The sequence below is a fragment of the Alsobacter sp. R-9 genome, from assembly GCF_054612375.1.
In genome coordinates this window covers 281,805-302,178 of the sequence record NZ_JBTSWJ010000004.1, presented here as the reverse complement: position 1 = coordinate 302,178, position 20,374 = coordinate 281,805, and the positions used below count along the sequence as shown (strand labels likewise).

General features: G+C 70.8%; 19 protein-coding genes. 7 read left to right on the top strand and 12 right to left on the bottom strand.

Annotation, left to right across the window (positions count from 1 at the left end; translation table 11 throughout):
- Positions 1–15: 15 nt before the first annotated feature.
- The 3 genes from ACX9GQ_RS09475 to ACX9GQ_RS09465 all read right to left on the bottom strand — a co-directional run bounded on the left by ACX9GQ_RS09475 (position 16) and on the right by ACX9GQ_RS09465 (position 1,658).
- Positions 16–396, bottom strand: a complete 381-nt coding sequence (locus ACX9GQ_RS09475) for a response regulator (protein ID WP_459629274.1) — start codon at positions 394–396, stop codon at positions 16–18.
- A 144-nt stretch (positions 397–540) separates the two neighbouring features.
- The gene (locus ACX9GQ_RS09470) at positions 541–1,110 is read right to left on the bottom strand and encodes a hypothetical protein (RefSeq protein ID WP_459629273.1); all 570 of its coding nucleotides are present in this window, start codon (positions 1,108–1,110) and stop codon (positions 541–543) included.
- 5 nt (positions 1,111–1,115) lie between these two features.
- Positions 1,116–1,658 carry a response regulator gene (locus ACX9GQ_RS09465; RefSeq protein ID WP_459629272.1) on the bottom strand — a complete coding sequence of 181 codons (543 nt, stop codon included), beginning with the start codon at positions 1,656–1,658 and terminating at the stop codon, positions 1,116–1,118.
- 276 nt (positions 1,659–1,934) lie between these two features.
- Between ACX9GQ_RS09465 and ACX9GQ_RS09460 the strand changes: the two genes are divergently transcribed.
- The 3 genes from ACX9GQ_RS09460 to ACX9GQ_RS09450 all read left to right on the top strand — a co-directional run bounded on the left by ACX9GQ_RS09460 (position 1,935) and on the right by ACX9GQ_RS09450 (position 6,340).
- Positions 1,935–4,631: a methyl-accepting chemotaxis protein gene (locus ACX9GQ_RS09460; RefSeq protein ID WP_459629271.1), complete on the top strand. Its 2,697-nt coding sequence runs from the start codon at positions 1,935–1,937 to the stop codon at positions 4,629–4,631.
- Between the two features lie 146 nt (positions 4,632–4,777).
- Positions 4,778–5,542, top strand: coding sequence for a DUF2076 domain-containing protein (locus ACX9GQ_RS09455; RefSeq protein WP_459629270.1), 765 nt, complete (start codon positions 4,778–4,780; stop codon positions 5,540–5,542).
- 12 nt (positions 5,543–5,554) lie between these two features.
- Positions 5,555–6,340 (top strand): LOG family protein, encoded by a 786-nt coding sequence (locus ACX9GQ_RS09450; RefSeq protein ID WP_459629269.1) that lies wholly within the window; start codon positions 5,555–5,557, stop codon positions 6,338–6,340.
- Positions 6,341–6,347: 7 nt separating this feature from the next.
- On the opposite strand, the gene ACX9GQ_RS09445 is transcribed toward ACX9GQ_RS09450, so the two are convergent.
- Positions 6,348–7,052, bottom strand: coding sequence for a L,D-transpeptidase (locus ACX9GQ_RS09445; RefSeq protein ID WP_459629268.1), 705 nt, complete (start codon positions 7,050–7,052; stop codon positions 6,348–6,350).
- A 217-nt stretch (positions 7,053–7,269) separates the two neighbouring features.
- Here ACX9GQ_RS09445 and ACX9GQ_RS09440 point away from each other — a divergent pair, with 217 nt between their 5' ends.
- The 3 genes from ACX9GQ_RS09440 to ACX9GQ_RS09430 all read left to right on the top strand — a co-directional run bounded on the left by ACX9GQ_RS09440 (position 7,270) and on the right by ACX9GQ_RS09430 (position 9,348).
- A complete protein-coding gene (locus tag ACX9GQ_RS09440) occupies positions 7,270–7,848 on the top strand; it encodes a protein phosphatase CheZ (RefSeq protein ID WP_459629267.1) in 579 nt (192 codons plus the stop codon).
- Between the two features lie 109 nt (positions 7,849–7,957).
- Positions 7,958–8,464: an N-acetyltransferase family protein gene (locus ACX9GQ_RS09435; protein WP_459629266.1), complete on the top strand. Its 507-nt coding sequence runs from the start codon at positions 7,958–7,960 to the stop codon at positions 8,462–8,464.
- The gene (locus ACX9GQ_RS09430; protein WP_459629265.1) at positions 8,461–9,348 is read left to right on the top strand and encodes a DMT family transporter; all 888 of its coding nucleotides are present in this window, start codon (positions 8,461–8,463) and stop codon (positions 9,346–9,348) included. The genes ACX9GQ_RS09435 and ACX9GQ_RS09430 overlap by 4 nt, the downstream gene beginning before the upstream one ends.
- A gap of 3 nt (positions 9,349–9,351) precedes the next feature.
- Here the strand turns inward: ACX9GQ_RS09430 and ACX9GQ_RS09425 are convergent, their stop codons facing one another.
- From ACX9GQ_RS09425 to bchI, 5 genes are read right to left on the bottom strand one after another with little or no spacing between them, the layout of a single operon-like run.
- The gene (locus ACX9GQ_RS09425; RefSeq protein ID WP_459629264.1) at positions 9,352–9,516 is read right to left on the bottom strand and encodes a hypothetical protein; all 165 of its coding nucleotides are present in this window, start codon (positions 9,514–9,516) and stop codon (positions 9,352–9,354) included.
- Positions 9,517–9,564: 48 nt separating this feature from the next.
- A complete protein-coding gene (locus ACX9GQ_RS09420; RefSeq protein WP_459629263.1) occupies positions 9,565–10,653 on the bottom strand; it encodes a phytoene/squalene synthase family protein in 1,089 nt (362 codons plus the stop codon).
- Positions 10,634–12,166, bottom strand: coding sequence for a phytoene desaturase (locus ACX9GQ_RS09415; RefSeq protein WP_459629262.1), 1,533 nt, complete (start codon positions 12,164–12,166; stop codon positions 10,634–10,636). Before ACX9GQ_RS09415 ends, ACX9GQ_RS09420 begins: the two co-directional genes overlap by 20 nt.
- 51 nt (positions 12,167–12,217) lie before the next feature.
- Positions 12,218–13,954, bottom strand: a complete 1,737-nt coding sequence (locus ACX9GQ_RS09410) for a magnesium chelatase subunit D (protein ID WP_459629261.1) — start codon at positions 13,952–13,954, stop codon at positions 12,218–12,220.
- On the bottom strand, positions 13,951–14,973 hold the full coding sequence (bchI, locus tag ACX9GQ_RS09405; RefSeq protein ID WP_459629260.1) for a magnesium chelatase ATPase subunit I: 1,023 nt from the start codon (positions 14,971–14,973) through the stop codon (positions 13,951–13,953). Before bchI ends, ACX9GQ_RS09410 begins: the two co-directional genes overlap by 4 nt.
- Positions 14,974–15,211: 238 nt before the next feature.
- Here bchI and ACX9GQ_RS09400 point away from each other — a divergent pair, with 238 nt between their 5' ends.
- On the top strand, positions 15,212–15,604 hold the full coding sequence (locus ACX9GQ_RS09400; RefSeq protein ID WP_459629259.1) for a c-type cytochrome: 393 nt from the start codon (positions 15,212–15,214) through the stop codon (positions 15,602–15,604).
- 313 nt (positions 15,605–15,917) lie between these two features.
- On the opposite strand, the gene ybaK is transcribed toward ACX9GQ_RS09400, so the two are convergent.
- The 3 genes from ybaK to ACX9GQ_RS09385 are packed head-to-tail and all read right to left on the bottom strand — an operon-like array spanning position 15,918 to position 20,156.
- Complete coding sequence (gene ybaK, locus ACX9GQ_RS09395; RefSeq protein ID WP_459629318.1) at positions 15,918–16,391, bottom strand: Cys-tRNA(Pro) deacylase; 474 nt, start codon at positions 16,389–16,391, stop codon at positions 15,918–15,920.
- Positions 16,392–16,398: 7 nt separating this feature from the next.
- Positions 16,399–18,030: a hydantoinase B/oxoprolinase family protein gene (locus ACX9GQ_RS09390; RefSeq protein WP_459629258.1), complete on the bottom strand. Its 1,632-nt coding sequence runs from the start codon at positions 18,028–18,030 to the stop codon at positions 16,399–16,401.
- On the bottom strand, positions 18,027–20,156 hold the full coding sequence (locus tag ACX9GQ_RS09385; RefSeq protein WP_459629257.1) for a hydantoinase/oxoprolinase family protein: 2,130 nt from the start codon (positions 20,154–20,156) through the stop codon (positions 18,027–18,029). Before ACX9GQ_RS09385 ends, ACX9GQ_RS09390 begins: the two co-directional genes overlap by 4 nt.
- Positions 20,157–20,374: the final 218 nt, after the last annotated feature.

Genomic DNA, 20,374 nt, shown 5'->3' with positions numbered 1-20,374 from the left:
GCGTCCGGGCGTGTGTCAGCCCGCGGCCCGGTCCGCCTCGGCGATGAGCGTCTCGGCGGTGAAGGGCTTGAGCAGGATGTTGTGGATGTGGGCCCGCTCGAACTTCGTGCGGTCGTAGGTCTCCTCCTTCGTCGTCATGATGACGAAGGGGATGGCCTTCCAGTCGGGGCGGCGATCCATCACCAGCTTCAGGTCGATGCCGTTCATCGGCATCATGAAGAAGTCCGAGATCACGAGGCCGTAGGGCTTCTTGGCGAGGAGGCGGATCGCCTCCGGCCCGCTGCCCGCTCCGTCGACCTCGCGCACGCCCTGCGCACCGAGCAGGGTTTTCACGATCCTGATGATCGCGAAATTGTCGTCGACGACCAGCACGGGGCGGGAACGGTCGAACGGCAAGGGCAACCCTTCTCCAGATAGCCGACCTAAGGTTGTCCCATTCGGGAACTACACCTTGATAATGGGCAACCCTTAAAATTGTTCTCTCCGCGTTCGAGGCGAACGCGAAGGGCGGACGAGCGTCGGTTGGAAACGGATCGGAGTTCAGTCGCCCGCGCGTTCGCGCAGGGCCACGGCGCGACCTTCCGCGACGCGGGAGCGGTACTCCGTCACGACATGCGCGAGGGTGCGGGCGAGTTCGACGGCGAGCGAGTTCGCCTCGTCGCGGATGCCGGCGCGCACGATGGAGGCGATCGCCTCCACGTAGCGGCGCATGATGATCGCCGGGATGGGCGCCTCGTGGCGGCTCTCGAGAAGGGAGCAGAGGCCCCCGGCGAGCTGGCCTGCGATGGGATAGCCGAACTGCAGGGCCTGGCCGCGGATGTCGTGGACCACGATGTAGAAGGCCTTGCTCGCCTCCTCGCCCTGGTCGCTGGCGTCGAACGTGTCCATGGACTCGAACAGGCGCAGGACTTCGTTGTTCATCCACTCGGTGAAGCTCGGCGCAAGGGACTCGAGCGCCCTGTCGGCGCGCTCGATCATCTCGTCGATTTCCTGCTGGCCCTTCTTCACCTTGACCAGTGCCTTCGCCCGCAGCGTGTTCGGCGGCACGATCACCGAATGGTCCGCATGGACCGTCCGCTGCGGCTCGAGGTTGTTGAGCTTCTTCATCATGCCCGTCACTCCTGCACGAGTCCTGCCGCGAGCTTGCGCGGAGCGATGAGTTCGGCGTTGCCTCCGGAGCGGCGCTCCGGCCCGTTGTACTCGCCGGTCTTGGTGCGCCGGCGGTCAGGTCCGAAATAGGTCGCCGTCCGGATGAAGGGCCTCGGCTGGGCGATCACGCTGAGGATCCGCTGGTGCACCACCTGCGCGGACAACGGCTTCACGAGGAACTCCGTCACGCCGGCATCGCGCGCCTCGATGACGCGGTGGCGCTCGGAGTGCACCGTCACCATGATGATCGGCACGTAGGGGTTCACGCTGTTGTCGGAACAGCGCATCAGCTTGGCCATGTCGATGCCGTTGATGAGCGGCATCTCCCAGTCCGTGAACACGATGTCGGGGTAGTGGGACGCGAAGGCGTCGAGCGCCGCGGCGCCGTCCTCCGCCTCGAAGACCTCGCGCGCGCCGAACCCGTGCAGCAGCGTCTTCACGATGCGCCGCATGTACGTGTTGTCGTCGACGACGAGGAAGCGGAGACGGTGGTACTCGACGCGATACATGCTCGACCGGAGCGTGGGAAACCGACCCCATGATGATCCGGCACCGTAAATGTTCCGTTTCCGTCGGCCGACATACTCGCAATGATTGCACTGCCAGGTTCTGGCAGTGTCAGCAAAACAATTACAAAAGCGGGGTCGAAGCTTGATTTTGCGCAGCGTGGGCTTAACTGATGTTTATTCCAAATTGCATACAAAAAGTCCTGCAAGCAGCCGGATAGGTCATTCGGGCGAGTGACGACGGGTCCGCCTGCATTATTTGAGCACGTGAGGCCACCCATGAAGTCCGGACTGTCGATCGTCCGTCGCACGCTCGATCTCAATATCGGCCCGAAGATTGCCGTCCTGCTGGCGCTCGTCGCCGCCCCGCTGGCGCTGCTGACCTTCCTGTACGTGAACCAGGTGCTGAAGGATGACGCCTTCGCCCGCAAGGAGATCGCCGGCGTCGCCTATGTCGACAAGATCCTGCAGGCCTATGCCGCCGCGGCCAGCGGCGACGCCTCGCGCATGGCGGCGTCGGCCACTGCGCTGAAGTCCGTTGCGCCCGCCAACGACGCGTTGTTCGGCAGCGGCGAGACGGTTGCGGCCTTCGTGGGCCACCTCGCGGCGGGCAAGGTCGCCGAAGCTCTCGAGAGCGGCCAGCTCGCGCTGCGCAAGGTGGCCGATGGCTCGAACCTGACGCTCGATCCGGACCTCGATTCCTTCTACCTCATCGATGCGATCACGAACCGCCTTCCCGGTGTCACCGCAGCGACGGTGGACTTCCTGCGCGGCGCCGAGCCTTTGTTCACGCAGGGCAAGCTCACGATGGCCGACTACGGCCGGATGCGCGTCGCCATGGGTCATCTCGACGACCAGCGCGACGGCCTGAAGGCGGCCTATGCCTCGGCGCTCGCAGCGATGGATGGCGAGCTCGCGGCGAAGCTCCGTCCCCTCCTCGCTCCCATGCTCTCGCGCATCGATGCATTCGATGCCGTCGGGGAAGGCCTCATCCGCAAGGGCGCCGAAGGCTCGCCCGTCACCCCGGCGGACCGGCAGGCGCTCAAGACCGCCTTCGACGGCATCGTGGCCGAGGTTGCCACGCTGAGCGCCGAATCCGACAAGGCCCTCGTGACGGTCCTTCAGAACCGCATCGTGAAGATGCGCACCGAGATGGGGCGCAACCTCGGGGCGGCGGCGATCGTGATCCTGCTCGTGCTCGGCCTTGCCGTGCTCTTCGCCCGCACCATCCAGCGGCCGATCGCCGACCTCATCGGCGTCATCCGCGGCTTCCAGGGTGGCGACTACAAGCAGCTCGTCCCCTATACCGAGAACCGGAACCAGATCGGCGACATCGCCCGGGCGCTGAAGATGTTCCAGGGCCTCGGAGCACAGCAGACGCTGACGCTCGCGGCGCTCGACGGCTCGCCGACGATGCTCATGATCACGGACCCCGACGAGCGCATCATCTACATGAGCAGCGCGCTCGGGCGGCTCATCCGCCAGCTCGAGCCGAATTTCCGCACGACGAACCCCAGCTTCAGCCTGGAGTGGATGCAGGGGCAGCACATCGACTGCTATCGCACGAACCCGGCGCTGAAGCGCGACCTGATCAGCGACAACGGCGAGACGCGCAAGGTGCGCTACGTCGTCGGCGGCCGCACGATCATGGTGGACATGGCCTACATCTACAACGCAGCCAAGGAGCGGATCGGGCACACGCTCGAGTGGCGCGACGTCACGACCGAACTCGAGGCCGAGGCCGAGGTCGCCGGCGTCGTCGATGCGGCCAGCCGCGGCGACTTCACGCGCCGGCTTGCCATGGACGACAAGCAGGGCTTCGTCCGCGAGATCGCGGCCGGCATGAACCGCGTGTCGGAGACGGTCGAGGTCGTGATGAAGGACTTCGCCCAGACTCTCTCGGCGCTGTCGCACGGGGACCTGACCCGCACCGTGACCAGCTCGTACGAAGGCGTCTTCGGCGAGCTGCAGGCGAGCCTCAACGAGACGATCGCACGCCTCTCCGACACGGTGGCGACCATCCAGACCACCGCTGTCGACGTCGCCGGCGCCGCCCGCGAGATCAACGCCGGTGCCGACGATCTCTCCCGCCGCACCGAGGAGCAGGCCTCCTCGCTGGAGGAGACGGCCGCCACGACGGAGGAACTCGCCGCGTCGGTGAAGGCCTCCGCTCAGTCGTCCCGTCAGGCCGTCGACCTCGCCGAGGAGGCGATGAAGGTCGCCGAGAACGGCGGCTCCATCGTCACCCAGGCCGTCAACGCGATGACCCGGATCGAGCAGGCGAGCCAGAAGATCACCGACATCACGTCGGTCATCGACGACATCGCGTTCCAGACGAACCTGCTCGCCCTCAACGCCGCCGTCGAGGCGGCTCGCGCCGGCGAGGCCGGCAAGGGCTTCGCGGTCGTCGCCAGCGAGGTGCGCACGCTCGCCCAGCGTTCGTCCGACGCCGCCAAGGACATCACGGCGCTGATCAACACGTCGACGACAGAGGTCGCCCAGGGCGTCAAGCTGGTGCGCTCCGCGGGGGATGCGCTCGGCCGGATCGTCGAGGCCTCGCAGAAGGTGGCGGGGACGGTGAGCGAAATCTCGGCGGCCTCGAGCGAGCAGGCCAACGGCATCGACGAGATGAGCCAGGCCGTCGCCCACATGGACGAGATGACCCAGCAGAACGCGGCGCTCGCCGAGGAAAGCGCCGCCTCCGCGGCCTCCCTCTCCAGCCAGATCCAGCGGCTCAACGACCTCGTCGCGACGTTCCGCACGAGCCATGCGGCGGCGGCCCGGACCCCGGCCGCGACGAGCGAGCCGGATCGCCTGCGGCGTCTCGCCGCGGATGCCTTCGCCGAGGAACCGCGAGCCGCCCGCGCCGGAGCCGGCAAGCCGGCGCCGAAGCTGGCGGCGAAGCCCGCGGCCGCACGCCCGGCCCCGCAACCGCGCCGCGCCGCGGGCGGAGGGGCCGGCTGGGAAGAGTTCTGATCGGCGCATACGTCGTCGTTCGGCAGGGCGTCCGCCGCGAGGCGGGCGCCCTTCGCATGGGTTGGCCCTTGGTGAACGGCCCCGCGCTTCCCACATACCGGCTGCGACGCCGGCGCGGAGGCCGGCGCCACCAGCGAGGATCGATCATGACCCCCGATGAACGTCAGTTGCTCGAAGGTCTCTTCGACCGCGTGAGGCAGAACGCAGCGGCGCCGCGCGACCGTGACGCCGAGGCCCTCATCGCCGAGTCCGTGCGTGCGCAGCCCTACGCGCCCTATCTGCTGGCACAGGCCGTCATCGTGCAGGAGGAGGGGCTCAAGGCCGCCGCCGCCCGCATCCAGGAACTCGAGGCCGAACTCGCCGAGGCCCGCCGGACCGCCGAGCAGGGCGCCGGCAGTTTCCTCGGCGGCTTCGGCAAGTCGCTCTTTGGCGGCGAGCCGCCGCGTCCGGCCCAGCCCGCCGCGCCCCAGCGCTCGGCGAGCGGGATTCCCTCCTTCGGCGCGCGGCAGGCAGCGGCGCCCATGGGCGTTCCGGGCATGCCGGCCCGGCCGGCCGGCCCGTGGGGCGGCCAGCAGGCCGCCATGGGCGGTGCACCGGCCGGCGGCAGCTTCCTGCGCAGCGCCATGGCCACGGCCGCCGGCGTCGCCGGTGGCGCGCTGCTGTTCTCGGGCATCCAGTCGCTCATGCAGAGCCACGGCGGCGACCTCGCCTCGAGCCTCACCGACCCGGTGACCAGCCTGAGCGACGGTTCGCTGGGCGATCAGGTGGGCCAGGCGCTCGGCGGTTCGCCCGAGGCGAGCCCGGCGAGCCATGCGGCGCCCGACGACCCCATGGCCGACGATGGCGGCTACGACACTGCCGCCTTCGACGACGGCGGCGACATGGGCGATGACGGCGGCGACTGGGCCTGATACCCGTCGTCCGTGACCGACGACAACGCACCCCAGAAGGCGTCGGCGGCTTTCAGGCTGCCGGCGCTCGATTCCGAGTTCCTCCTCGGCGACAGCATGCGCGGCGTGCGCTTCATGCTCGAGTACGCCAAGGCGGAGGAGCATCTGCGCCATTGGGGCGTCCGCTCCACGATCGTGGTGTTCGGCTCCGCTCGCGCCCGGGAGGACGGGGCCGGCCCGCTCGGCGCGGACGGCGCCCGCTGGTACGCCGTGGCCCGCCGCTTCGGGCAACTGGCGTCGCAGCGCGGCGGCGCGCTGACGCAGAACGGCGGGTTGAGGGACAACGTCATTGCCACCGGCGGTGGTCCGGGCGTGATGGAAGCCGCCAACCGCGGCGCCCGCGACGCCGGCGCGCCGTCCATCGGCTTCAACATCACCCTGCCGCACGAGCAGGAGCCCAACCCCTACTCGACGCCGGACCTCACCTTCAACTTCCACTACTTTGCGATGCGCAAGATGCATCTCGCGATGCGCGCCAACGCGCTGGTCGTGTTCCCCGGCGGCTTCGGGACGCTCGACGAGCTCTTCGAGATGCTGACGCTGCGCCAGACGGGCAAGGCGCCGCGCGTTCCGATCGTGCTCGCAGACCGCGCCTACTGGACGCGGATCGTGAACTTCGAGGCGATGGCAGAGGCCGGCGTCGTCGAGCGCGCCGACCTGTCGCTGTTCAGCTTCGCCGACGACGCCGAGGCCATCTGGCGAAGGCTCGTCGACCTCGGCCTCGTCATCGCGGGCCGGGCCAACGGCGCGTCCGGCTGAAGCCCCCTCAGATCACGACGACGCGGGTGCCGACCTTCACGCGGTTGTAGAGGTCGATCACGTCCTCGTTCAGCATGCGGATGCAGCCCGACGAGACGTTCGTCCCGATCGTGTTCGGCTCGTTGGTGCCGTGGATCCGGTAGAGCGACGAACCGAGATAGAGCGCTCGCGCGCCCAGCGGGTTGTCCGGCCCTCCCTCCATGAAGCGCGGCAGGTCCGGGCGGCGCTTCAGCATCTCCGGCGGCGGCGTCCAGTCTGGCCACTCGGCCTTTCGCGTCACGTTCTTCGTGCCGGTCCAGAGGAAGCCGGGCCGGCCGACGCCGATGCCGTAGCGGATCGCCTGTCCGCCGGGGAGGATGAGGAAGAGGAACTTCTCCTCGATGTCGATGAGGATGGTGCCCGGGGCGTAGGTGCCCTCGAAGTCGACCCGTTGCCGCGCGAACTTGGGGTCGAACGCCTGCTCGATCTGCCCGGAGCCTGACGGGATGCGGGTCGCGGGGCCGGCCAGCGCCGCGGTGCTCACCGTCGCCGGTGCAGACGGTGCTTGCATCATCCCGGTCGCAGGTGAGGCGCCGCGCGAGGGGGTGGGGTCGCGGCCGGTCATCAGCAGCTCGATGAAGCCGCCGCCGAGATTGGGGCGGGTCTGCGCGGCGGCGGGGGCCGCGGCGGCAAGGGCTGCGGCCATCAGGCCGAGGAGCAGGGTCTTGTTCATGACGGTCCTCGCGATCGGCCCGGACCTCCTGTCCGGACGGCCGCGATCATCGGCGGGCAGGGTTATCCGCCGGTCAACGACCGTGGTGAACGAATACTTGCGGTTGCGCTTCCTGGCTGACGGGCCGGCGCCATGCGCCGCCGGCGTTAACGCGCTCTTCGCCGCTGTGCGGCACACTCCCCGACGGCGCCGGATCCGTGGCGCCGGGGTCTCCAGCATGGCCGTCACCACCAGGCTCTACCGGATCGAGCGCAGCGCGGGCTCCCGCCCGGGCCCGGTCGAGCCGTCGCCTGCCGTGTCCGACCGGTCGGTCGGGGTCGTTCGCGCCGCGCTGGTGGCGGGGACGGGCCTGCGGAGGGCCATGACCGAGCTCGAGGCCGTCGTGGCGGACGCCGCCCGCGCCGCCCATGCCATCCTGGCCGCGAGCGAGGAGATCGACGGCGCGGCCGAGCGCCTGCGCGTACTCGTCGGCCGCGGCCCGGCAGCCGACGCCATCGACGACATCTCCGAGCGGGCGCTGGCGATCTTCCAGGCCTGCGACTTCCAGGATCTCACCGGCCAGCGCATCGGCAACGTGGTCGGACTGCTGGCCGACCTCGAGTCGCGGCTGGCGGCGGTCCGCGCCGTGGTCGACACTCCCGCCGATGTGTCGGATCGGCTCGCGGAGGAGGTGCGGCCCCGCCGCGCCAATGCCGGCACCCTCGAGAACGGACCTCGCCTGCAGTCGGACGACGGGCATCTCACGCAGGCCCAGGTGGACCGGATGCTCGCCGACGAGGACGAGCGCGGCGGCTGACCCGGTCGTGGGCCGGCCCGAGGAGGGGCGATCCCGGCGGTTGCCCCCTTCTCCCCGCCCGTCGTTCATGCGAGAAGCGGTAGCCCCGCCGCGGCCTGTCCCCCGACCCATGTCAGCCACATCCTCTCTCACCATCCGAACGGCCGTCGACGCCGACGGGCCCGGCATCCGGGCTCTCATCGCCGGCGTCTTCGCCGAGTACGAGGACTGCCCCTTCGTCGACGCGGAGTTCCCTGAACTCGCGGCGCCAGCCACCCACTTTGCGGCGCACGACGGAGCGCTGTGGGTCGTGACGGAGGGAGACCGCGTCATCGGCTCGCTTGCCGTGGCCCGCACTGTCCGCCCCGACGTCTTCGAGCTCTTCAAGGTCTACCTGGCCGCTGGCATGCGGGGGCGCGGCCTCGCGGCGACCCTGCTCGGCCTCGCCGAGGACCACGCCCGGGCGCGGGGCGGACACCGCCTCGTGCTGTGGTCGGACACCCGGTTCACCGCCGGCCACCGCTTCTACCAGCGGCACGGGTTCGAGCGCTTTCCCGGCACCCGCGCGCTGCATGATGCCGCCCGCTCGCTCGAGTTCGGCTTCTCCCGCGCCATCGCCGGGCGTGCCGGGGCGTGAGCACCGACCGCAACGACCCCTCGGCCCTGCCGATCCTGCTCGCGGTCCTGGCGCTGATCGTGCTGACGGCGATGGACGCCGTCATCAAGAGCCTGACCGCGCAGTGGAGCACGTTCGACCTCGTCGCCGCCCGCTACGTCGTCGGCACGCTGTGCTGCATCCCGCTGCTGCTCATCCAGCGCCCCCCGTGGCCGACGCGCGAGATGATCAGGGCCAATGCCGTCCGCTCGGTGACGGTCCTCGCCACGGCGGTCTTCTTCTTCTACGCGCTCTCGCAGCTGCCGCTCGTCGAGGCGGTGGTTTTCGGCTACCTGGCGCCACTCTTCATGGCGCTCCTCGGCCGCGTTATCCTGGGCGAGCGGGTGAGCCCGGCGACCGGCTTCGCCATCGTGCTCGGCTTCGCCGGCGTGCTCGTCATCGCCGTGGGCAAGGGGCTCGGTCGCGACGGTTTCGGCCACGACGCGAAGGGTGTGGCGGCAGCCATCGCGGCGGCGTTCACCTACGCGCTGGCCATGGTGCTTCTGCGCGCCCGCACGGCGAGCGACCACATCACCTGGATCGTCGCCACGCAGAATCTCTTCACGGCCAGCATGGCCCTGCCGCTCGCGGCCGCGACCTCGGCGCCCTTCGCACTCATGCGGGCCGAGCCGGTGTCCGTCGCGGTCATCGGCATCCTTGGCACGCTGGGCCACTTCCTCTTCGCGCAGGCCTTCAAGCGTGCCCCGGCCGCGCGCGTGGGCGCGGTGGAGTACACCGGGTTCGTCTGGGCCGTGCTCATCGGCATCCTCGGCTTCGGCGAGTGGCCGACGTGGAGCGCGCTGGCGGGCGCCGCTCTCATCGTCTCGGGCTCGCTCCTGCTGCTGCTCAAGCCGCGCAAGCCGTGAGCGTCAGCCCTCCGGCGGCGGCTCGCCGCGCGCTTCGGCCTCCCGCCGGGCGGCCTCTCGCGCAGCAGCGCGCTGGTTGAGTTCACGCAGCTGCCACCACGCGAAGGCGAGCACGCCTCCGAAGGTGAGCACGAGTTCGATCAGGATCAGCGGCGTCGCGTCGTCCATGGAGACCCTCCGCGGTCGATACGCGCGTTGCGCCGCACCGGATGCCCGTCAGGGAGCGAGGACGCGCCCGCGGTCCGCCGGCCCGGGCATGGCGTGCTGGCGCTCCTCGATCTTGCCGAACAGGTCGATGACCCAGCCGATCCGCTGATCGACCGCCTGCAGCGGCCCGGCGCCCGTGACGTCTGCTTCGGCGGGGCTGACGCCGGCCGCCGCCGCCTCCACGAGGAATCGCGTCTCTGGCAGCGGGTCCACGGCCATGCCGCGTCCGCCCGCCGTGGCAGCGCCCGCCAGCGCCGCGGCGACGAGCGTCAGCTTGCGGGAGGTCGGTACCACGGCCCTGCGCGTCACCGAGTCGAAGCCGTTGCGTGCCACCTCCCGGCCGATCTCGCGGTAGATCAGGCGCGCGGCATGGATGGCGGGCCGGCAGGCCGGCGGCAGGCCGGCGATGCCGCCCGTGGCGCGCTCGTAGAGCGCGTCGGCCGCCGCGAGCAGGCGCTCGACGAGGCGGGCGGTCCGCGCACAGGGGGAGGGGGCGGCGATGAAGCCGTCGGCGTCCAGGCCTTCCTCCTGCAGCCAGTCGAGCGGCAGGTAGATCCGCCCGTTGCGGGCGTCCTCGCCCACGTCGCGGGCGATGTTGGTGAGCTGCATCGCGACGCCGAGGTCGCAGGCCCGCGCCAGCGTCGGCCCGTGCCGCACGCCCATGAGCACCGTCATCATGGCGCCGACCGTGGCAGCGACGCGGGCCGCATAGGCGCGCAGGTCGGCGAGCGTCTCGTAGCGCCGGCCGTCGGCGTCCCATGCCAGTCCCTCGAGCAGCGCCTCGGGCAGGGCGCGCGGCAGCGCGGTGCGGGCCACGACGTCCGCGAAGGCGCGGTCGGCCGCGTGCGCGCCGGGCCGACCCTCGTAGATGCGGTCCAGCCGTCGCTGCAGGCGCTCCACGGCGTCGCGCCGGGCATCCGGCGCGTCGACCGCGTCGTCGGACAGGCGGCAGAAGGCGTAGAGCGCGTAGGAGGAGCGCCGCACCTCGTCGGGCAGCAGCAGCGAGGCGGCGAAGAAGGTCTTCGATCCCTGCCGGATGAGCGCCCGGCAGGCCTCGTAGTCGGCCTCGGCGCGGCGGTCAGCGGAGCGTCGCGCCATGGGGCACCAGTTGGTCGAGGATGCGCGCGGACGAGATCACGCCCGGCACGCCGGCGCCCGGATGCGTGCCGGCGCCGACGAGGTAGAGGTTGGCGATGTCCTCGCTGACGTTATGCGGGCGGAACCACGCGCTCTGCAGCAGCGTCGGCTCGAGCCCGAAGGCGGCGCCGTGGATGGAGGACAGCCGGTCCCGGAAGTCGATCGGCGTGATCACCTTCGAGGACACCACGACATCCTTCAGGCCCGGCATCAGCCGTTCCGACAGGGCCGCCTCGATGCGTTGCCGGTATGGCTCGGCCTCGCGTTCCCAGTCGACGCCGGCCTGCAGGTGCGGCACGGGTGACAGCGCGTAGAATGTGTCGCAGCCCGGAGGCGCCATCGACGGGTCCGTCGCGGTCGGCCGGTGGATGTAGAGGCTGAAGTCGTCGGCGAGCACCTTCCGGCGGAAGATGTCGTCGAGGAGCCCGCGATAGCGCGGTCCGAGCAGGATCGTATGGTGGTCGACGTGCGGGTAGACCCGCTTCGTGCCGAAGTACCAGACGAACAGCGACATGGAGTAGTCGGCCTTCGCGATCTTCTCCGGCGACCAGCGGCGCGAGGCGCCGGGCGGCAGCAGTTTCGTGTAGGTCCAGGCCGAGTCGGCGTTCGACACCACCACGTCCGCCGCGATGCGATCACCGTTTGCGAGCGTCACGCCCGTCGCCCGGCCTTCCACGACGTCGATGCGGGCGACCTCCGTGCTGCAGCGGACGCGGTTGCCCTGGCCTTCGATCAGGCCGACGAGGCCCTTGACCAGCTCGCCCGTGCCGCCCATCGCGAAGTGCACGCCGAAGCGCCGCTCGAGATAGCTTACGAGCGCGTACATCGACGTCACCCGGAACGGGTTCCCGCCGATGAAGAGGGGGTGGAAGCTGAAGGCGATGCGCAGCTTGGGGTCGCGGATGTAGCGGCTCACCAGCGCGTGGACCGAGCGATCGGCGCGGTGCCGGACGAAGCCCGGGACCGCCTTCGCCATCGTGCCCAGTGTGTTGAACGGGATCTGGCCAAGCTGCTCGAATGCGAAGCCGTAGATCTCCTTGCTCACCCGCAGGAAGCGTTCGTAGCCGTCGAGGTCGGCCGGATTGATCCGCCGCACCTCCTCGCGCATCGCGACGTCGTCGCCGGAACAGGCGAAGCTCGACCCGTCCGGGAAGATGATCCGGTAGAAGGGATCCAGGGGCCGCAGGTCGACATCATCTTCCAGGCGCCGGCCGCACAGGGCCCACAGCTCTTCGAACAGCGAGGGCAGGGTGATGATGGTCGGGCCCGCGTCGAAGACGAATCCGTCCTGCCGGAAGACGCTGGCGCGTCCGCCCGGCTGCTCCAGCCGCTCAAGGACTTCGACCCGGTAGCCCCGTGCGCCGAGCCGGACCGCGGCGGCGAGCCCGCCGAACCCGCTGCCGACGACGACCGCAAGCGGTCGCCGGTCCTCCGCCACCGGCGGGCTGGAGCGGACGGGATCGAGTGTCAACATATACTGACACTATCAGTGTCAACGTGATTGGCAAGCCGTCGAGCGCTGTCCTCAACCGCTCGCGGCGATCGAACGGACGACGGACGAGACCCGGGCCGCATCCGCATGCGGCAGCGGCAGGTAACGCCCGCCCATGGCCGCCGCAACGCCGGCGCCCTGCTCGGCGGGGCGGGGCGAGATGTCGATGAGGAGGGAGGCGATGCCGGTCGCGCGGATCCGACCCGCCGCCGCAAGCGCGTCCTCCGCCGCGGGCCCGCGTCCCTGCCGCCCGTCGCGCGCGATGTTGGCGCGCCCGTCGGTCAGCACCACGATGACCGGGGTCTGGCCGCGCCGCCGCGCCGCCTCGGCGACCGCGAGGGCCGCGTCGAGGCCCGACGCGAGCGGCGTGCCGCCGCCGCCGGGCAGGGCGGCGAGGCTGCGCTTGGCGCGGACGAGCGAGCGCGTCGGCGGCAGCAGCAGCTCGGCCTGCGTGCCCCGGAAGGCGACCAGCGCGACGCTGTCGCGGCGCACGTAGCAGTCGGCGAGCAGCAGCTCGACCGCGCCCTTCGCCTCCGCCATGCGGTGCAGGGCCGACGATCCTGACGCGTCGACGGCGAAGATGGTGGTCGTCTCCCGCTTCTCCGCGAAGCGACGGATGCGGAAATCGTCGCTGCGCACCTGGACCCGGCCGGACCCAGCCGCTCGCCGCAGCCGCTGCCACGGAGCCGCGGCACGCAGCGTCTCGACCACGTCGAGCCTTGCACCGGCTCGTGGCTCACCACGACGGCTGCCGAGCGGCCTCCCCCGCAGAGCGGACGACTGCGCCGCGCCGGCCTTGCCCGCGGACGCCGCGCGCTGGCGCGCGGCGATGCCCGCCTGCAGCCGCGCCAGCAGGCCGGCCGGGATCGTGGCGGCGACCGCGTCGACGATCCGGTCCTCCAGCGGCCCGTCCTCGCGCGGCTGGTTCTCGGCCTGCGGATCCTCCGGGGGCGGCTCGGGCTGCTGCTGTTCGTCGGGCTGCTCGGACTCCTGCGGCAGTCGGGTCGCGCGCGGGAGGAGGATGAGTCTGGCGGCGCGGACGATGTCGTCGCGCGTGACGGCATCCCGACCGTCGAGGGCCGCGGATGCACGCGCAGCGTGCAAGGCGGCCAGCGGCGCGCGTAGCGACGGAACGCCGAACGCGGCCGCGGTTTCGACGAGCGCCGCGACGTCGGCCTCGGTCGCGGTCACGCCCGGCAGAACGGCGCGCGCGGCCGCAACGCCGGCCGGGTCGGCCTCGCCCTCGGCGGCCTCGCCCGCCGTGATGGCGTCGATGTCGACGAGCATGGCGCAGCGCTCGAGGAGGGCCGCGGGTGGCGCCTCGTCATCGATGCCCTCGTCGAGAAGCACGAGGCCGATGCGTGCCGGAAGACGGGCGGCGAGGCCGTCGCGCTCCACCGCGATCTCGCCGCGGTCGAGCGCCGCCGAGAGACGGGAGGCGGTGCCGGCGGAGAGCCGCTCGGCCATCGGAACAACGAGAAAGCCGCCGTCGCACTCGGCGAGGAGGCCGCGCTGGAGGACGGGACGGCCGCCGGAGAGCGTGGCGGAGAGATCAAGCCCGCCGAGAAGCCTGTCGTCCGTGACGTGGGACGGCAGTTTTCGCCAGGGCGTTCCCGCCGGCAGGGACCCGCGCAGGACGGCGAGCCACTGCTCTCGCGCCGGGCCGGGCCGGGCCTTCACGCAGACGGCGAGATGGCAGGGATCGACCGCCGCGAGCATGGCGGCTGCCAAAGCCTCCGCCCACGCCGACGGGGCGGCGGCCTCGCTCATGCGGCGAGGACCTCGGAGATGGCACGCTCCACGCGCACGTCCGAGCCCGCGTCGTCGAGCGGGTTGCGGCGCAGCCGATGCCGGAGCGCCGGCGGCGCGATGCGCCGCAACTGCGCGAGCCCGACGCTGTCGGCGCCTTCCAGCGCCGCCAGCGCCCGCGCCGTCCGCAGCAGCGTGAGCTCTCCACGGAGACCGTCGGTCCCCAGCGCGAGGCAGAGCCGAGCGGCCGATTCCAGTGTCGCAGTGGGCACGTCGACCGTCTGCAACCGGTTGCGCGCGGCTGCGATGCGCCGGCGCAGCGCCTTGTCCTTGCCTTCCCACTGGGCGGCATAGCCCGCCGGATCGCGCTCGAAGGCGTCGCGACGTCGCACCACCTCCACCCGCGTGGGGATGTCGGTCGGCGTCCTGACGTCGACGGAAAGGCCGAACCGGTCGAGCAACTGCGGCCGCAACTCGCCTTCCTCCGGGTTGCCGGAGCCGACGAGGACGAAGCGGGCCGGGTGGCGCACGGAGAGACCCTCGCGCTCGACGACGTTCTCGCCGGACGCGGCGACGTCCAGCAGCAGGTCGACGAGATGATCTTCCAGCAGGTTCACCTCGTCGATGTAGAGGAAGCCCCGGTGTGCGCGGGCGAGGAGGCCGGGTTCGAAGGCCTTCTCGCCGCTTGCCAGTGCCTTTTCGAGATCGAGGGCGCCGACGACGCGGTCCTCGGTGGCGCCGAGCGGCAGGTCGACAACCGGCACGGGAGCCAGCCGCGTCTTGCGCTTCTCGCCCATCCGGTCGGCACAGTCGGCGCAGCGCCCGCCGGCGCCATCCGGATCACAGCCGTAGCGGCAGCCATCGACCACGCGCATGGCAGGCAGGAGCGCCGCGAGGGCACGCACGGCGGTCGACTTGCCGGTGCCGCGGTCACCAAAGACGAGAACGCCGCCGACGGAAGGATCCACGGCCGCGATCATGAGGGCGAGTTTCATCTCGTCCTGGCCCACGATCGCCGAGAAAGGAAACGCGACTGCCATCGTCCAAATTGCCCCACCGCCAGGCGCGCGCCCTGCGGCCGGGCCGGAGGAGACGTCGAAGCGACGCGCATGAGCGCAGTCGCGCGCCGACGGACCTTAGCCTGCGCGTCACAAAGTGTCACGCTGCCTTGACATCCGGGTGCCGCCATTCACGAGGACGAGAGGTCTTGCGATCCATCCACACGTCCCCGGCGTAAAATGAGCGGCCGAAAACCGGCCCACGCAGGAGACATCCAACATGAAGACGATTCACACCGTGCTGGCCGCAGCTGCGGCTCTCGCGCTGTCATCGGCTGCGGCTCTGGCCCAGGACGCTGCCGCCGGGGAAAAGGTTTTCCTCAAGTGCCGCGCCTGCCACCAGATCGGCGAGAACGCGAAGAACGCGGTCGGACCGGTCCTCAACGGCGTGATCGGCCGCAAGGCCGGCTCCTATGAGGGCTACAACTACTCGGAGGCCAACAAGAGCTCGGGCATCACCTGGGACGAGGCGACCTTCCGTGAGTACATCAAGAACCCGAAGGCGAAGGTGCCCGGCACGAAGATGATCTTCGCCGGCATCACGAACGAGCAGGAGGTCAACGACCTCGTGGCGTACCTCAAGTCGTTCGGTCCGGACGGAAAGAAGCTCTGACGCGCCAGGCGTCAGGTTTCCCAGAGACGGGGGCGACGCGGCGTCTGGCCAGGGGGCACGCCGCGGCAAGAAAAAAGGCCGGCTCACGAGCCGGCCCAAGTCTAGGGAGGAAACGCCCAAGGAGGGCAAGTGGCGCGAACGCCACGACCCCTATATAGATGTTGCAGCGCAGCATGACAAGGGTTTCGAGAAAGATTTTCTGCCTTTCGTGTTTGTGCTGACAAACGAAAGGCTTAGGCCCGTATCGCCTACGTTCTAGGCATGACGTGCCACACTGCAGTGCAACATGGTGCAAAAATGTGCACGTCGGCCCTCAGGCCGCCAGCGGCGCAACGACGGCCGCCAATCCGCGCATGAGGTCGGCTGGCGTCAAACGGATCTGCACGCCCCGCTGGCCCCCATTCACGTAGACATGCCCGTGGCCGAGCGCCGACGCGTCGACAACGGTCGGAACGACCCGCTTCTGCCCGAACGGGCTGATCCCGCCGACGTGGTACCCGGTGATTCGCTCCGCCGCCTCCGGCTTCATCATCCGGGCGCCCTTGGCCCCGAGCGCCGCCGCGAGGCGCTTCATGCTCACCTCGGCATCGGAGGCCAGGACCACGCAGGCCGGCTTGCCGTCCACCTCGGTCATCAGCGTCTTCAGGACGACCGCCGGAGGCTCGCCGAGCGCCTCCGCCGCCTGCAGGCCGATCCGGTCGGCCGAGGGGTCGTAGGCGTAGGTCTTCACCTCGTGGGCGATCCCGAGGCGCTCGAGCGCCTGCGTCGCACGGGTCCGCGCCATCAGCGCGATCTCAGCCGGAGGAGTCGAGCCCGTCGCGCCGGTCCCGCGCGACGAGGTCCGCTTGCCTGTCGGACGGGCGTCCGAGCCCCGCGCCGCCGGGCGTGCGGACGACGAGGCGCTCTCCCGCCGGAATGTGCTGCGTGCCCTTGCCCCGCAGCCGCTCGCCGCTACCCCGCAGAAGCAGCTCGCCCGCGCGCCCGTCGCCCCCGCCGTCGCGGCCGCGCGGCGGGTGCTCGATGCGGTCGAAGGACGCGAGCAGGTCCATGCTGCGGCCGGACCGGTTCTCGATCTCCATGTCGAGCCCGTGGCCGCCGCGGAACGCCCCCGCGCCGCCCGAGCCGACGCGGAATTCCTTGCGCCAGAAGAGAAGCGGCGTCATGGCCTCGACGATCTCTATCGGCGTGCCCCGCACCCCGCTCGGATAGGCCGTGGCCGACAGGCCGTCGCGGCCCGGCCGCGCCCCCGTGCCGCCGTTGGTCACCACCGTGTAGACGAACTCGCGCTCCGCCAGCGGGTCGTGGCCGCGGAAGGTGACGTTCCAGAGGCACGACGTGCCTTCCGCCGGGACCCGGTCGGGCAGGGCTTGCTTCAGGCACCCGAACACGACGTCGGGCAGCATCTGGCCGATGATGTGCCGGCAGGTCACGGGTGCCGGCTTCAGCGCGTTGACGATGCAGCCCGGCGGCGCCGTCACCGTGTAGGGCGACAGGGAGCCGGCATTGTTGGGGACCTGAGGCACCAGCGCGCTGGCGAGGCCGAAGACGGTGTAGGCCGTGGCGTAGGTGAGGGGCACGTTGATGCCCTTGCGCGACTGTCCCGACGTGCCGGCGTAGTCCACGTGGATGCCGTCGTCGGCGATCGTGAGCGTCGCCGTCAGCGTCACCGGCTCGTCGTAGCCGTCGCAGGTCATGCTGTTGGTCCACGTGCCGCGCGGCAGCGCGGCGAAGGCCTCCATGACGGCGGCGCGAGAGCTGTCGACGACGTGGTCGGCGAGTGGACCGAGGTCGTCGAGGTCGAACTCGTCCATCATCTCGACGAGCCGCCTCGCCCCGATCTCGTTGCAGTTGGCGAGCGAGTAGATGTCGCCCTCGCACTCGATCGGCAGGCGGGTGTTCTCCTTCACCATCGCCATCAGCGTCTCGTTGAGAACGCCGCGGTCGAAGAGCTTCAGCATGGGAATGCCGAGCGCCTCCATGTGGACATCGGTCGCGTCCGGCCCGAAGCCGATGCCGCCCAGGTCCGTCAGGTGGCTGGTGCAAGAGAAGATCGCCACGAGTCGGCCGCGGCGGAAGACCGGGGTCGTCACCACCAGGTCGTTGCGGTGGCCGCTGCCCATCCAGGGGTCGTTGGTGATGTAGACGTCGCCTTCGCGCATCGTCTCCAGCGGGAAGTGCCGGATGAAGTGGTTCACCGACGCCGCCATCGAGTTGATGTGGCCGGGCGTCCCGGTGACGGCCTGTGCCAGCATCCGGCCCCTGAGGTCGAACACGCCGGCGGAGAGGTCGCCGCACTCCCGAACGATCGGCGCGAACGCCGTGCGCAGGAGCGTCTGGGCCTGCTCCTCGACGATCGCGAGCAGGCGGTTCCACATGATCTGGTGGCTGAGGCCGGCGAGGCCGGCGGCGGTCGCGGGAGCGGTCATGCGGCGGCCCAGTTCTCTTCGGAAGCAGTCTTGCGGGTCATGACGATGCAGCCGAGCGTGTTCACTCCGGCGTCGAAGGTCGCGGTCACGAGCGTGGTCGTCTCGTCCTCGGCGATGACGGCCGGGCCGATGACCCGGTGTCCCGGGCGCAGCGCCGCGCGCTCGTGGACGGGCCAGCGTGCCGTCACCCCGGTCATGGCGTCATACACGTCCCGCCAGCCCGACGGCACGGCGTCGGCTGCGGGGACAGGAGCGAGAACGGGATCGCCGGTCGGCCCCGTTTCGGCCGGGCCGATGACGGCGAGCGTCCAGGAGAGGATCTCGACGGGGGCGTCGGGGATCGTGCGGGCGAACAGGGCCGTGTAGGCGGCCGCGAAACGCTCGGCGAGCACGGCCGGCGTCTGCGGCCCGAAGGTCCCCTCCGGAAGCGCCACGACGATCTCGTGGCCCTGGCCGACATAGCGCATCAGCGCCGCGCGGGTTTCGGTGAGGACGGCATCCTCCCCTGCGCCGGGCCTCACCACGGCCTCGGCCTCCTCGCGCATGGCCGCGACGAGCGCGTTCGCCTCCGCTGCGTCGAAGGCGCCGAGCGTCATGCGGCGGCTGCGCACCACCTCGAAGGAGAGCGGCGCGCGCAGGAAGCCGACGGCCGAACCGACGCCCGCGTTGGGCGGGATCACGACGGACGGAGTGCCCAGCTTCTCCGCCAGCCTTGCGACATGCAGCGGCGCGGCGCCGCCGAAGGCAATGAGCGTGTAGTCCGCCGCGACCTTGCCCCGCTCGACGGCGTGCACGCGGGCCGCGTTGGCCATGGTCTCGTCCACCATCTCGGCGACGCCATAGGCCGAAAGCGGAGCATCGAGGCCCAGCGGCTGGCCGACATGGGCGAGCAGCGCCCCCTCCGCGCGGGTCGGGTCGAGCGGCATGCGCCCGCCGGCGAAGCCGGCCGCGTCGATGCGCCCGAGCGCGACGTCGGCATCCGTCACCGTGGGCCGCTCCCCGCCGCGTCCGTAGCAGGCCGGGCCGGGCTCGGAGCCGGCGCTGTCCGGCCCCACCGTGATGCGCCGCAGCGCATCTACCCTGGCGATGGAGCCGCCACCCGCGCCGATCTCGACCATCTCGATGACGGGGATGCGCAGCGGAAAGCCGCTGCCTTTCTTGAAGCGGTCGCGCCGGTCGACCTCGAAGGCGCGCGAGGACTGCGGCGTTGCGTCGTCGATGAGGCAGATCTTCGCGGTCGTGCCGCCCATGTCGAAGGACAGCGCCTTGGCGATGCCGTTGCCGCGCGCCAGGTGGCTCGCGAGGATGGCTCCGCCGGCCGGCCCGCTCTCCACGAGGCGGATGGGGAATCGTGCCGCGGCCTCGAGCGTCGTCAGGCCGCCGCCCGAGGTCATGAGGTAGACGGGGCAGCGGAAGCCGCGCGCGGCGAGTTCGTAGTCGAGCCGCCGCAGGTAGCCCGCCATCAGCGGCTGGACGTAGGCGTTGGCGACGACGGTGGACGTCCGCTCGTACTCGCGGATCTCGGGCGACACCTCGCTCGAGAGACTGATCGACGCGCCGGGGAGGGACTCTGCGAGGATCTCACGCACGCGGCGCTCGTGCGCCGGATTGGCATAGGCATGCAGCAGCGCGACCGCGACGCTCTCGATCCCGAGGCCGGCCAGCGACTGTCCGACCGCGCGAACGTCGGCCTCGTCGAGCGGCAGGGCGACGGCGCCGCGCGCGTCCATGCGCTCCGCGACCGTGAAGCGCAGGTGCCGCTCCACCAGCGGGCGGGGCCGTTCGAGGAACAGGTCGTACTGGTCGTAGCGGCTCTCGTCCGCCACCTCGATGATGTCGCGGTGCCCGCGCGTCGCGACGAGCGCGACCCGGGCGCCCTTGCGCTCGATGATGGCATTGGTCGCCAGCGTCGTGCCGTGCACGAAGACCGCGATGTCGGCCGGCGACAGCCCCGCGCGCTCGATGAGCGACAGAGAACCGGCGATGACCGCTTCCTCCGGTGCGCGCGGCGTCGTCAGCACCTTGAGAGTCAGCCGCTGGCCGCCGCCCTCCAGCACGACGTCGGTGAAGGTTCCGCCGATGTCGACGGACAGGCGATGGCGCGGATCGGAGGCGGCAGGGGGCACGAAGCAGTCCTTGGCGGAGAACGGACGGATGCGCCGGCCGATCTGGACGGCGGCGCAGCGATTGTTAGAGCATGCGGCGAAAAGGTGGAAACCGGCTTTTCGCGAAGAGTGCGCAACCACCGACAGGCATGCTGCCCTTCTGCAGAAGCCCAGCATGCTCTAACGTCGTGCCATCGCCTCGCCAGCCGCCCGCGGCATGGGTGGCCGGCGCCGGATTG

Excerpts from the sequence above, each read along its gene's own strand:
- ACX9GQ_RS09390 (WP_459629258.1), bottom strand. The coding sequence starts at position 18,030 with ATGACCGCTCCCGCGACCGCCGCCGGCCTCGCCGGCCTCAGCCACCAG.
- ACX9GQ_RS09420 (WP_459629263.1), bottom strand. The coding sequence starts at position 10,653 with ATGGCGCGACGCTCCGCTGACCGCCGCGCCGAGGCCGACTACGAGGCC.
- ACX9GQ_RS09440 (WP_459629267.1), top strand. The coding sequence starts at position 7,270 with ATGGCCGTCACCACCAGGCTCTACCGGATCGAGCGCAGCGCGGGCTCC.
- ACX9GQ_RS09445 (WP_459629268.1), bottom strand. The coding sequence starts at position 7,052 with ATGAACAAGACCCTGCTCCTCGGCCTGATGGCCGCAGCCCTTGCCGCC.
- ACX9GQ_RS09470 (WP_459629273.1), bottom strand. The coding sequence starts at position 1,110 with ATGATGAAGAAGCTCAACAACCTCGAGCCGCAGCGGACGGTCCATGCG.
- bchI (WP_459629260.1), bottom strand. The coding sequence starts at position 14,973 with ATGGCAGTCGCGTTTCCTTTCTCGGCGATCGTGGGCCAGGACGAGATG.
- ACX9GQ_RS09425 (WP_459629264.1), bottom strand. The coding sequence starts at position 9,516 with ATGGACGACGCGACGCCGCTGATCCTGATCGAACTCGTGCTCACCTTC.
- ACX9GQ_RS09455 (WP_459629270.1), top strand. The coding sequence starts at position 4,778 with ATGACCCCCGATGAACGTCAGTTGCTCGAAGGTCTCTTCGACCGCGTG.
- ACX9GQ_RS09400 (WP_459629259.1), top strand. The coding sequence starts at position 15,212 with ATGAAGACGATTCACACCGTGCTGGCCGCAGCTGCGGCTCTCGCGCTG.
- ACX9GQ_RS09465 (WP_459629272.1), bottom strand. The coding sequence starts at position 1,658 with ATGTATCGCGTCGAGTACCACCGTCTCCGCTTCCTCGTCGTCGACGAC.
- ACX9GQ_RS09410 (WP_459629261.1), bottom strand. The coding sequence starts at position 13,954 with ATGAGCGAGGCCGCCGCCCCGTCGGCGTGGGCGGAGGCTTTGGCAGCC.
- ACX9GQ_RS09435 (WP_459629266.1), top strand. The coding sequence starts at position 7,958 with ATGTCAGCCACATCCTCTCTCACCATCCGAACGGCCGTCGACGCCGAC.
- ACX9GQ_RS09415 (WP_459629262.1), bottom strand. The coding sequence starts at position 12,166 with ATGTTGACACTCGATCCCGTCCGCTCCAGCCCGCCGGTGGCGGAGGAC.
- ACX9GQ_RS09460 (WP_459629271.1), top strand. The coding sequence starts at position 1,935 with ATGAAGTCCGGACTGTCGATCGTCCGTCGCACGCTCGATCTCAATATC.